Annotated in this window: 8 protein-coding genes; 7 read left to right on the top strand and 1 reads right to left on the bottom strand. The window is 68.5% G+C overall.

Annotation, left to right across the window (positions count from 1 at the left end; translation table 11 throughout):
- On the bottom strand, window positions 1-3,186 hold a 3,186-nt coding region (locus tag T336_RS0122145), incomplete at its 3' end, for a DUF6531 domain-containing protein (RefSeq protein ID WP_026434164.1).
- Between the two features lie 251 nt (window positions 3,187-3,437).
- Between T336_RS0122145 and T336_RS0122140 the strand changes: the two genes are divergently transcribed.
- Genes T336_RS0122140 through cas2 form a run of 7 tightly spaced genes read left to right on the top strand, consistent with a single transcriptional unit; the run spans window position 3,438 to window position 11,495 of the window.
- The gene (locus T336_RS0122140; RefSeq protein ID WP_026434163.1) at window positions 3,438-5,945 is read left to right on the top strand and encodes a CRISPR-associated endonuclease Cas3''; all 2,508 of its coding nucleotides are present in this window, start codon (window positions 3,438-3,440) and stop codon (window positions 5,943-5,945) included.
- Between the two features lie 50 nt (window positions 5,946-5,995).
- The gene (gene cas5c, locus T336_RS0122135) at window positions 5,996-6,670 is read left to right on the top strand and encodes a type I-C CRISPR-associated protein Cas5c (RefSeq protein ID WP_026434162.1); all 675 of its coding nucleotides are present in this window, start codon (window positions 5,996-5,998) and stop codon (window positions 6,668-6,670) included.
- Entirely contained in the window at window positions 6,667-8,499 is a 1,833-nt protein-coding gene (gene cas8c, locus T336_RS0122130; RefSeq protein WP_026434161.1) for a type I-C CRISPR-associated protein Cas8c/Csd1, read from the top strand. The genes cas5c and cas8c overlap by 4 nt, the downstream gene beginning before the upstream one ends.
- The gene (cas7c, locus tag T336_RS0122125; protein ID WP_026434160.1) at window positions 8,496-9,389 is read left to right on the top strand and encodes a type I-C CRISPR-associated protein Cas7/Csd2; all 894 of its coding nucleotides are present in this window, start codon (window positions 8,496-8,498) and stop codon (window positions 9,387-9,389) included. The genes cas8c and cas7c overlap by 4 nt, the downstream gene beginning before the upstream one ends.
- A 39-nt stretch (window positions 9,390-9,428) precedes the next feature.
- Complete coding sequence (cas4, locus tag T336_RS0122120) at window positions 9,429-10,127, top strand: CRISPR-associated protein Cas4 (RefSeq protein ID WP_026434159.1); 699 nt, start codon at window positions 9,429-9,431, stop codon at window positions 10,125-10,127.
- Window positions 10,112-11,152 (top strand): type I-C CRISPR-associated endonuclease Cas1c, encoded by a 1,041-nt coding sequence (cas1c, locus tag T336_RS0122115; RefSeq protein ID WP_026434158.1) that lies wholly within the window; start codon window positions 10,112-10,114, stop codon window positions 11,150-11,152. The genes cas4 and cas1c overlap by 16 nt, the downstream gene beginning before the upstream one ends.
- Before the next feature lie 52 nt (window positions 11,153-11,204).
- Window positions 11,205-11,495 (top strand): CRISPR-associated endonuclease Cas2, encoded by a 291-nt coding sequence (cas2, locus tag T336_RS0122110; RefSeq protein WP_026434157.1) that lies wholly within the window; start codon window positions 11,205-11,207, stop codon window positions 11,493-11,495.
- Window positions 11,496-11,824 lie beyond the last annotated feature (329 nt).

Raw genomic sequence — 11,824 nt, 5'->3', positions numbered from 1 at the left:
GATCGCCGGCAGGTCTTCGTTGCCTTGGCCTTCCAGCACGTGCAGCGTGCGCCCCACCTCGCGGTGCAGCGCATCGCGCTCCCAATCCACCAGCGGCTGGCCGTCCAGCAGCAGCCCGTGCACGTGGCCTGAGCCGTAGGCCAACCATTGCAGCGTGCCCAGCCCTTGCGCCTGCGTGGCCGTACGCTGGCCCAGCGGGCCCAGGGTGTGGGCGATTGCGTGCTCGAACTCCACGGGGGGCTCTCCACTGGCATGGGGTGCTTGCGGCTGGGTGGCTTGCCGGTACAGCGTCTGCGTCTCTCCGCACACGCGCCCGAAGGCATCGCGCGCCAGGGCCACGCGGGCCTCGGGCTGCAGCCGCTGCGCCTGCAGCGCGGCAGCCAGCGGGGCCTGGGCCGGGTCGCCCGGGCGATCCAGCAAAGTCAGCAAGGCCTGCGTGTCCAGCGACAGCCAGCGTTCAGCGAGGGGGATGGGGCGATCCGTGGCAGTGCCAGGAAGAGTGGAGCTGGTAGGCAAGGCCGTCGGCAGCGCCATGGGATCGATCCCGTGGGGCAGTTCTGCTTCCCAGGTCCGCGTCTGCTGCAATGCTCCCGCCGAGGTGTGCTCGAAGCGCTGGATCTGCAGCACGGCGTGCGATTCAGCCGCTGGGTTGTCGGATACATCGACACCGGACGCCGCTCCCGGTGCCGGCAAGCGCACGGCCACGCGCGCCACCAGACGGCCTCCCAGGTCGTAGTGCAACCGCGTGCGCACCACCGCGCCCAACTCCGGCCGCGCCGCCGCTCCCGGATGGTGGCCTTCGCCATGCCCGTCGCCCGTGTGCGTGAGCTGGCCCGCCGCGTCGTAGCCGTACACCTGGCTGCGTCCGTCGAAGCCCACTTCCTGCACCAGCCTGTCGGCCGCGTCGTGCACGAAGCGCGTCACGTCGCCGTTCTCGTTGACGAGTTCCTGCAGCCGACCGGCCACGTCGTAGCGCAGCTGCACGCCCCGGCCTGCCTGCACCTGCTCCACCACCCGCCCCCACAGGTCGTGCCGGTAGGCGACCGTCGTGCTGGTGCCCGCGGCCTCGCCCGCGCCCTCCAGCACGTCGTGCGTGCCGTAGGTGGTCGCCTCCAGCGTGCCTGCGGCCGACCAGCGGTGGCGCACCGCCGTGTTGCCCGGCTGCTGCACGCCCACCAGACGCAGCGCGCCGTGCTGCAGCACATGGTGCAGCTGGGTGCGCTGGCCCAGCGCATCCGTGGCCTCCAGCACTTCGCCCCAGGCGCCGTGGCGCCATGTCTGGCTGCGGCCGGAGCAGTCGGTGTGCCGCGCGAGCTGGCCGCAGGCGTTGTAGGCGTAGAGGCTGCGTCCGCCCTGCGCATCGATCATCGCCACGGGCTGGTCGCACCAGGCGAGTGTTTGCGGAGGGAAGGCCGTGGTTCCGCTAGCGGCATCTTCCTGGGGTTGTTCGTATTCGAACCGGGTAATGAGGGCCTGGGAGGCCGCTGCCTCGTCCGCGCCCCCTGCTGGCAGCATTGCAACCTCCACGAGCCGCCCCCAGTCGTCGTAGCGGTAATGGGTGCGCAGGCCTGCGGCGTCCTGGCTGGCCAGCAGCAGCCCGTCCTGCGCGCTGCCCGCCGCGCCCCAGTGCTGCTGCGTGCTGCGCCCGTCCGGGCCCTGCACGCCCAGCAGCCGGCCTGCGCCGTCGTAGCGCCACCACGTCGTGCGGCCCAGCGCATCGGTGACCGAGAGGCGACGGCCGGTGCTGTCATGGCGGTAGCTCTGCTCGGCCCCGTCCGGGGCCACGAGACGCACCAGGCGCTTGAGGCCGCCTTCGCCTTCGAAGTGGTAAGCCGTGGTGCGGCCCAGGCTGTCGCGCACTACCGTGCTGCTTTGGCGTACGGGCGCAGCGGCCGAAGGAGTAGAGCCATCCTGGCCGTACTCCGAATCCTGGCCCCCCTGCGGGGTTTGCGCAGCCTGCGAGGCTTGGCTGTACTCGAAGAAGTACGACAGCCCCTCCTCGTTGTGCTGCTGGGCCACGCGGGCGCCCGGGCGCGCCGCCAATCCCTGGCGACGGCCCTGCGCGGTCTGGTCTTCATAGACGTAGCGGTGCCTGGGGCCCTGGCGCACCTGATGCTCCGTCATGCGGTGCAGGGCGTCGTAGCCGAAGCGGCGCAGCACCGTGCCATCCGCGCCCAGCACTTCGGCCAAGTTGCCTGCACCGTCGTAGCGGTAACCCACCAGGGGTTGAGGGCGCGGTGTGATGCCTGGCACGGCGCTTGGGTCGAGCGGATTGAACGTGCAGTCCACGCCCACCAGCCGCACCCCGTCGTCGAGGCCGAGCAGCGGATGGCGTGCATGCACGGACTCGTCCGGCCTGCCGGGCCTGCCAAGGCTGCGGGCTGCAGTGGCATCCGGCACGATGCGCTCGTAGCGCAGTACATAGCGGCGCCCGGTGCCATCGGTGACGCCCACGATGCGGCCTCGCGACAAACCTTCTTCGCCCCATTGGTAGCGCTGGCTGCGGCCGAAGCGGTCGATCACGGCATGCAGGACATGGCCCGCGGCAGGTCCCTCCCCCGATGCGCCCGCTGGCAGGAACACCCAGGCCGGTGCGCCTGCCCCGCCCGCACCCGGCACGGCGATCACGCAGCCCGGGTCCGCACGCAGCACCGCCGGCACGTGTAACCAGCGCGGTTGCTGTGCCCAGGGCAGCAGTTCGGCCGGCGTGGAGGATGGGGCCGGGGAGCCAGCCAAGTCCCCACCCCGCAACAGCCACAGGTCTTCGCTGCTGCTGTACAGCGCCTGCCCCGGCTGCAGCGCCTCGTCAAAGGTGATCACCCGCCCCGACGCATCGAAGAGCACCCCCCGATCCGATTCCAGCCGCAACCGCAGTTCCAGCGGCAGCTTCCAGCCATACCCCAGCAGTCCGCACGCCGCGCCATGCTCCACGTTCACGTAACTGCCGTACACCCGCTGCCACGCCAGCGGCAATGGCCCGGGCAGCGCGAAGTCCAGTTCATCGGCACCCGTCAGCACCTTCGCGCCCAGCGCGGGGTTCACGGGGTGGCCCACCGCCATGCCCCCGGGGCACACCGCGCACGCCACGCCACCGGCCGAGCCGACGAGCACCGTCGCCGAGCCCTGGACGATCGGGCCTACCTTTTTCGTCAAGTCGCCCTGCCGGGCAGCGGGTTTGCCGCTCATGTTCCTGCTTCCCTCGCCTGTCTTTCTCACTGCCGCGCAACTTTTTAAGTTACTTGGAAGTTACGTTGAAACGGCCGGGATCATAGGCGGCAAAACATCGGCATCCGGCGCTCCTTTCATCCGCCGGTGCGTTGGCACATGCCGTGTTTTCTGCCGTTTCCCCTGTGGCAGAGAAGCGAAATGAACGCAACGTTATGAACTCCATAAACGCTTGCAGCGACCTCTCCCACCGGCCTGCCAGGCAAGCCCGCATGACCTGGGTCAGGGAATTCCCGCAGGAGCACAGGCTGCGGATGACAGGCACTCATCCGTTGCGCACAATGGCCGCAGAAGCTCCGCATCCGGCATGGCCGGGCAGAACGGAGCCCCGACAAGCCATCGAGAGGGAATTCCTGTTGAAAGACGACACGCAGGGGAGCGGCCACGCCTCCGCTCCTGCCGACGCCGCTGCGCCCGACGCCCCACCGGGTGCCCCGGCCGTCACCCCCACGTTCCACGCCCATTCCGTCCAAGACCAGCCGGAAAGCCGCTGGCAGACGCTGCCCGAGCACCTGCACGCCGTGGGCCGCATGGCTGGCGACTTCGCCGCCGTGTTCAATGCGCAGGAGCTTGCCCAGGTCATGGGCTGGCTGCACGACCTGGGCAAGTACACCCTGCCCTTCCAGGCGCGGCTGCGCGGCAGCCCCCTGCGCGTGGACCATTCCACCTGGGGCGCGCGCATCGCCCAGCAGCGCCTGGGCGTGATGGGGCAGCTGATGGCCTACGGCATCGCGGGCCACCACGCAGGTCTGGCCAACGGACAGGGCGAAGGGGAGCGCACGGCGCTGGCGGACCGGCTCACCGCCGCCGACCTCCCCGCGCTGCACCCCGCCTGGGAAAAAGACATCCCCCTGCCCGCCCGGCTGGCCCTGCCCGCCGGCCTCAAGCTCTACGGCCAGGACCGGCAGCAGGCCCTGGCGCGGCAGCCCTTCCAGATGGCGTTCCTCGCGCGCATGCTGTTTTCCTGCCTGGTGGATGCCGACTTCATCGACACCGAGCGCTTCTACCTGCAGGCCAGGGGCGGACCGGACCACCGCTCCGCCGGCCCGGCCTGGCCGACCCTGCCCGCATTGCGCGCCCAGCTCGACGCCTACCTGCGCACGCTCACGGCGCAATGCGATCCGGCCCGCGAGGTCAACCGCCTGCGGGCGGACATCCTGCGCCAGGTCCGCGAGCGCGCCGAGTGCGCCCCCGGGCTGTTCTCGCTCACGGTGCCCACGGGCGGCGGCAAGACCCTGGCCTCGCTGGCTTTCGCCCTGGACCACGCCATCCGCCACGGGCTGCAGCGCGTGATCTTCGTCATTCCGTTCACCAGCATCGTCGAGCAGAACGCCGCCGTGTTCCGCAAGGCCTTGGGCCCACTGGGCGATGCGGCCGTGCTGGAGCACCACAGCGCCTTCACCGAGCGCCAGCCACCGCGCGACGATCCCGAGAAATACCAATCGGCCGAGAAGCTGCGCCTGGCCATGGAGAACTGGGATGCGCCCATCGTCGTCACCACGGCGGTGCAGTTCTTCGAAAGCCTCTTCGCCGCGCGGCCCTCGCAGTGCCGCAAGCTGCACCACATCGCCGGCAGCGTGGTGGTGCTGGACGAGGCGCAGACCATGCCGCTCAAGCTGCTCAAGCCCTGCGTCGCCACCATCGACGAACTGGCGCGCAACTACCGCACCAGCGTCGTGCTCTGCACCGCCACGCAGCCCGTGCTGGAGGCCCCCGCGTTCGACGGCGGGCTGACGGGCGTGCGCGAACTGGCGCCCGAGCCCACGCGACTGTTCCAGCAACTGGAGCGGGTGCGCGTGCGCCACCATCAGGGCACGCTGGACGACGCGGCCCTGGCCAGCCACATGCGGGCGCGCGAGCAGGTGCTGTGCATCGTCAACAACCGCCGGCACGCGCGGGCCGTGTACGAGGCCATGGCCGACCTGCCCGGCGCGCGGCACCTGACCACGCTGATGTGCGCGAAGCACCGCAGCGAGGTGCTGGACGAAGTGCGGCAGATGCTGAAGGCCGGGGAGCCCTGCCGCGTCGTCAGCACCAGCCTGATCGAGGCCGGCGTGGATGTGGATTTCCCCACGGTGCTGCGCGCCGAAGCAGGCCTGGATTCCATCGCCCAGGCCGCGGGCCGTTGCAACCGCGAGGGCGGCAGGCCCATCGACGCCAGCGAAGTGCTGGTGTTCGCCCCCGCCAACGAGGACTGGGCGCCGCCCCCCGAACTGAAGCAGTACGCCCAGGCCGCCCGCGAGGTGCTGCGCCAGTGCGCGGACGACCCGCTGTCGCCCGAAGCCATCGCCCGCTACTTCGCGCTGCTGTACTGGCAAAAGGGCGGCGACCAGCTCGACGTGCCCGACCTCATGGGCCTGCTCAAGACCCGCCGCCCGGACAGCCTGCCGATGGAAACCCTGGCGACCCGGTTCCGCATGATCGACAGCGTGCAGATGCCGGTGATCGTGCCGTACGACGACACGGCCCGGGAAACGCTGGAGCAACTGCGGTTTGCCGAAGGCAGCGTGGGGCTGGCGCGCAAGCTGCAGCCCTATGTGGTGCAGTTGCCGAGGCAGGGGTTCGATGTGCTGTACCAGGCGGGGGCGATCGCGCCCGTGCGGCCGGATAGATGGGGTGAGCAGTTCATGCAACTGGTGCATCCGGACATCTACAGCCAGCGTTCAGGATTGCGTTGGGACGATCCCACCTTCATCCGCAGCGAACGCCTCCACTGGTGAGGTGGCCGCAGCGGCCAAAAGATGAACACACGCCGATACAGGGAGGGACCATGGCCTATGGAGTGAGACTACGCATCTGGGGCGAGCGCGCCTGCTTCACGCGCCCGGAAATGAAAGTGGAAAGGGTGTCGTACGACACGATCACCCCTTCTGCCGCACGTGGCATCCTGGACGCGATCCACTGGAAGCCGGCGATCCGATGGACCATCGACCGCATTCACGTACTCAACCCCATCCGCTTCGAGTCCATCCGGCGCAACGAAGTGGGCAGCAAGGTTTCGCCGGGCAGCGTGGCCAAGGCCATGAAGGCCGGCACGCCCGCCGGGCTGGCGAACCATGTCGATGAAGACCGGCAGCAGCGCGCCGCGACCATCCTGCGCGACGTGGCCTACGTGATCGAGGCGCACTTCGAGCTGACGGCCAAGGCCGGGCCCGACGACTCGGTGGGCAAGCACCTGGACATCTTCAACCGCCGCGCGCGCAAGGGGCAGTGCTTCCAGCAGCCGTGCATGGGCGTGCGGGAGTTTCCGGCCAGCTTCGAACTGCTGGAGGACGGAGCCCCGATCCCGCCCGTGCATGACAGCCTGATCGAGCCGCGCGACCTGGGCTGGACGCTGCACGATATCGACTTCGATCGCGGCATGGCGCCGCGCTTCTTCCGCGCGCAGATGGTGGCGGGCGTGATCGAGGTGCCGCCCTGGCAGAGCGAAGGGGTGAAGTCATGATCCTGCAAGCCCTGGCCACCTACTACCAGCGCCTGCTGGCGCGCGGCGAAGAAGGGCTCTCCCCCTTCGGCTACAGCCCCGAGAAGATCAGCTACGAAATCCTGCTGGCACCCGATGGCCGCGTGGTGGACGTGAACGACATCCGCGACACGTCAGGAAAGAAGCCCGCGCCGCGCGTGATGAACGTGCCACAGCCGGAAAAGCGCACGGTGGGCATCAAGTCCAACTTCCTCTGGGACAAGACCAGCTATGTGCTGGGCGCCAGCGCGACGAGCAAGCGTGCGGACCAGGAACACGCCAAATTCAAGGAACTGCATCAAGAAAATCTGGTGGGCACCGACGACGCGGGTCTCAAGGCCTTCCTCGCTTTTCTCTCGACCTGGAGTCCTGAGCGCTTTACCTCGGCACCGTTCAAGGAAGAGATGCTGGACGCGAATGTCGTGTTCCGCCTGGATGGCGAAAAGTCCTACCTGCACGAACGCCCCGCCGCCCAGGTCATACGGGCCCGCCTGCTCGGGGGCAGCGACGGCGGCGCCTCCACCCTGGCCGATTGCCTGGTGAGCGGCGAGCGCATGCCCGTCGCCCGATTGCATCCCGCCATCAAGGGCGTGAACGGCGCGCAAAGCTCGGGGGCCTCCATCGTCTCGTTCAACCTCGAGTCCTTCACCTCCTATGGCAAGAGCCAGGGGGACAACGCTCCCATTTCCGAGCAGGCCGCCTTCGCCTACACCACGGTGCTCAACCACCTGTTGCGGCGCAGCGAGCACAACCACCAGCGCCTCCAGATCGGCGATGCCAGCGTGGTGTTCTGGGCCGAAGCCGACGACACCGAAACAGCCCAGGCCGCAGAGTGGACGTTCGAATCGCTGCTCAATACACCCCCTGATGATTCGCAGGAGGCCGAGCGCGTGCGAGATGTGCTCGCACAGGTCGCCAAGGGCCGCCCCTTGAGCGAGCTGGACCCGAAGCTGCACGACGGCACGCGCATGTTCGTGCTGGGCCTGGCACCCAATGCCTCGCGCATTTCCATCCGCTTCTGGGAGACCGGCACCCTGGGCGTTTTCGCCCACCGGCTGGCGCAGCACGCGCAGGACTTCCGACTGGAGCCCGTTCCCTGGAAAACCGCCCCGGCCGCGCGCCGCGTCGTGTTGGCCACGGTGCCGAACCGCGAAGGCGCCATGCCCAAGATGGACGACGCCTTCAACAACCTGGTGGGCGAATTCATGCGCTCGGTGCTGAGTGGCCGCCCCTACCCGCGCAGCCTGCTGGCGAACACCCTCATGCGCATCCGGAGCGACGGCAATCTTTCGGGCCTGCGCGCGGCGATCTGCAAAGGCATCCTGGCCCGGGAGAGGCGGCTGGGCATCAATGGTCATATCCACAAGGAGGAGGTTCCCGTGAGTCTCGACAAGCAATCCACCCACCCGGGCTACCGGCTGGGCCGCCTGTTCGCCGTGCTGGAGGCCGTACAGCGCAGCGCGCTCGGCGGACAGGTCAACGCCACCATCCGCGACCGCTACTACGGCGCCGCATCGGCCACGCCTGCGTCCGTGTTCCCCGTGCTGCTGCGCAACACGCAGAACCACCTGGGCAAGCTGCGCAAGGAGAAGCCGGGCCTGGCCGTCAACCTGGAAAAGGACATCCGCGAGATCGTCGATGGCCTGCCGGAACACTTCCCCCGCAGCCTGCGCATCGAAGACCAGGGCCGCTTCGCCATCGGCTACTACCACCAGTCGCAAACCCGGTTCGTGAAGGGCGAGGGCAGCGCCGCGCAAGACAGCAACGACCACGATTCCAACGCAGACACCACCGAGGGAGCCCCCGCATGACCGCCATCGCCCACCGCTACGAGTTCGTCTATTTGTTCGACATCACCAACGGCAACCCCAACGGAGACCCGGATGCCGGCAACCTGCCGCGCCTGGACCCGGAGACCAACCGCGGGCTGGTGACCGATGTGTGCCTCAAGCGCAAGATCCGCAACTTCGTGACCCTGGACAAGGACGACACGCCCGGCCACGCCATCTACATGCAGGAAAAAGCCGTGCTGAACCAGCAGCACCAGAAGGCCTGGGAAGCGCTCGGCATTCCGCCCGACGCCAAGGAGCAGTTCAAGAAGCTGCCCAAGGACGAAGCCAAGGCCCGCGAGATCACGGCCTGGATGTGCGCCAACTTCTTCGACGTACGTACCTTCGGCGCCGTGATGACCACGGGCGTGAACGCCGGCCAGGTGCGCGGCCCCGTGCAGATGGCTTTCGCCACCTCCATCGACCCGGTGGTGCCGCTGGAAATCTCCATCACCCGCATGGCCGTCACCACCGAAAAGGAAGCCGAGGCGCAGAGCGGCGACAACCGCACCATGGGCCGCAAGCACATCATTCCGTATGGCCTCTACCGCGCGCACGGCTTCGTCTCCGCCAAGCTGGCCGAACGCACGGGGTTTTCCGACGCCGACCTGGAGCTGTTCTGGCGCGCCCTCGCCAACATGTTCGAGCACGACCGCTCCGCCGCACGCGGCGAGATGGCAGCGCGCAAGCTCATCGTCTTCGAGCACGAAAGCGCCATGGGCAACGCCCCGGCGCATGTGCTGTTCGATGCGGTCAAGATCACTCCCGCCCAGCCCGATGCCGACGCCGCCCCCCGGCGCTTCGCCGATTACCGGGTGGAGGTGGACCATGCCGCCGTGCCGCAGGGCGTCACGGTGCGCGAGCTGATCTGAGATAACAGCAACAGCAACAGCAACAGCGGCACGGCAGCGATGGAATCGGACGAATACATCCCGCTGTCCGCCCTGCAGCACTACCTGTACTGCCCGCGCCAGTGCGCGCTGATCCATGTCGAACAGCTGTGGGCGGAAAGCCGCCACACCGCGGAAGGCCGGGTGCTGCACGAGCTGGCGGACAAGCCGCGCGGCGAACGCCGCCGCGGCGTGCGCACTGCCACCGCCCTGCCCCTGGCGCATGCCGGCCTGCGCATCAGCGGCATCGCCGACGTGGTGGAGTTCCATGAAGGGCCTGATGGCGAGCAGGCCTTCCCCGTCGAATACAAGCGCGGCCGGCCCAAGGCCCACCGGGCCGACGAGGTGCAGCTGTGCGCCCAGGCCCTGTGCCTCGAAGACATGCTGGACCAGCCCGTGCCGCACGGCGCGCTGTTCTACGGCACCACCCGCCGCCGCACCGACGTGGCCTTCGATGCCGAACTGCGCCGCCTGACGCGGGACACCATCGATGCCACCCGCGCCATGCTGGAAGCGGGCATCACCCCCACGGCCGACTACAGCCCCAGGCGCTGCGATGCCTGTTCGCTCATCGACCTGTGCAGCCCCAGGCTGCTGCAGCGCCGCACCAGCGTCAACGCCTGGCTGGCGCGCCAGCTGAAGGCCGAGCGCAGCGGCGATAACGAAGACCACGAAGACGACGAACACGGCAGAGAGGGCCCGGCATGCGGCGGCAACTGAACACGCTCTACGTCACCACCGAAGGCGCCTGGCTGCACAAGGACGGCGCCAACATCGTGATGGAGGTGGAACAGCAAGTGCGCGCCCGCCTGCCCGTCCACATGCTGGAGAGCCTGGTCTGCTTCGGCCGCGTGCTGGTGTCGCCGCCGCTGCTGGGCTACTGTGCGGAGCAGGGCATCACCACCTGCTTTCTGACACCGAACGGCAAGTTCCTGGCCCGCGTGGAAGGCCCCATCTCCGGCAACGTGCTGCTGCGCAGGCAGCAGTACCGCGCCAGCGACGACCCGGCCCGGTGCTCCGCCATCGTCTGCAACCTGCTGCAGGGCAAGCTGCACAACCAGCGCGCCGTGCTGGGGCGGGCGCTGCGCGACCACGGCGGCAAGCTGGCGGACGAGCATGAAGCCGCGCTGCAGCATGCCCACACCCGGCTGGAACGCATCGCGCGGCAGCTGTCGCCCGAGCAATCGGTGGACCTGCTGCGCGGCTACGAAGGCGAAGCGGCGCAGTCGTATTTCAGCGTGTTCGACCATCTGGTGCGCGTGCAGGAGACGGCCATGCGCTTCACCGGCCGCAGCCGCAGGCCGCCGCTGGATGCCGTCAACGCGCTGCTGTCATTCCTGTACACCCTGGTCACCCACGACTGCCGCTCCGCGCTGGAAAGCGTAGGGCTGGACCCCGCCGTCGGCTTCCTGCACCGCGACCGCCCGGGCCGGCCCAGCCTGGCGCTGGACCTGCTGGAAGAGTTCCGCCCGCTGATGGCCGACCGCCTGGCCCTGTCGCTCATCAACCTGCGGCAGATCGGCGAGCGCGACTTCCAGACCCTGGACAACGGCGCCGTCCTGCTGCGCGAAGAGTCGCGCAAGACCGTGCTCACCGCCTACCAGGAGCGCAAGCGCGAAGAACTGCGCCATGTCTTCCTGGAAGAAAAGGCAGCCATCGGCCTGTTCCCTTTCATCCAGGCCCAGTTGCTGGCCCGGCACCTGCGCGGCGACCTCGACGCCTATCCACCTTTCCTCTGGAAATGACCGCCATGCGCTCCGCAGCCCGCCACCACGCGCCAACAGGACACCCGGCACCATGATGGTCCTCGTCAGCTACGATGTCCGCTCCCAGGACAAGGCCGGCGCCCGCCGGCTGCGCCACATCGCCAAGGCCTGCCTGGATTTTGGCCAGCGCGTGCAGTTCTCGGTGTTCGAGATCGAAGTGGATGCCGCCCAGTGGACCGCCCTGAAAGCGCGGCTGCAGCAGACCATCGACCCCGCGCAGGACAGCCTGCGGTTCTACTACCTGGGCAACGACTGGCAACGCAAGGTGGAGCACGTGGGCGCCAAGGCGGTACTGGATTTGAACGGGCCGCTGGTGCTGTAGCGCCTCTCGTTCCTCCTCCTCTTCTTCTTCATTCTTCCAATCATCCGGCGCGAACCGGAAGCGACTGCCTGCGCCCAGGAGAGGTTCGCAGCGAGGTAAGTGATTGATGTGCAAGGAGATTGTTTGGCAAGGTGGGGGCGTTGCCGTGCGAGGGCCCTGTTCTTTGGGCAAGTTCGCGCGCGTTGACGGAAATGTGGAGGAATGGCGCGGGGTTATAAAGACGCCCGCGCCCCGCGTGGGCGCGTGGGTTGAAACTTGACGATGAACGCTTGATGCTCCGGCAGTACCGCGTCGCGCCCCGCGTGGGCGCGTGGGTTGAAACTCCCTCT

It is taken from the genome of Paracidovorax oryzae ATCC 19882 (genome assembly GCF_000687165.1).
Lineage (GTDB): Bacteria > Pseudomonadota > Gammaproteobacteria > Burkholderiales > Burkholderiaceae_C > Paracidovorax > Paracidovorax oryzae.
Note: the sequence above shows the minus strand (reverse complement) of the source record. Positions and strands in the feature narration are given on the sequence as shown.

Bases quoted from the DNA above. Each gene is read 5' to 3' on its own strand.
- T336_RS0122140 (WP_026434163.1), top strand. From the start codon at position 3,438: ATGACCTGGGTCAGGGAATTCCCGCAGGAGCACAGGCTGCGGATGACA.
- cas5c (WP_026434162.1), top strand. From the start codon at position 5,996: ATGGCCTATGGAGTGAGACTACGCATCTGGGGCGAGCGCGCCTGCTTC.
- cas8c (WP_026434161.1), top strand. From the start codon at position 6,667: ATGATCCTGCAAGCCCTGGCCACCTACTACCAGCGCCTGCTGGCGCGC.
- cas7c (WP_026434160.1), top strand. From the start codon at position 8,496: ATGACCGCCATCGCCCACCGCTACGAGTTCGTCTATTTGTTCGACATC.
- cas4 (WP_026434159.1), top strand. From the start codon at position 9,429: ATGGAATCGGACGAATACATCCCGCTGTCCGCCCTGCAGCACTACCTG.
- cas1c (WP_026434158.1), top strand. From the start codon at position 10,112: ATGCGGCGGCAACTGAACACGCTCTACGTCACCACCGAAGGCGCCTGG.
- cas2 (WP_026434157.1), top strand. From the start codon at position 11,205: ATGATGGTCCTCGTCAGCTACGATGTCCGCTCCCAGGACAAGGCCGGC.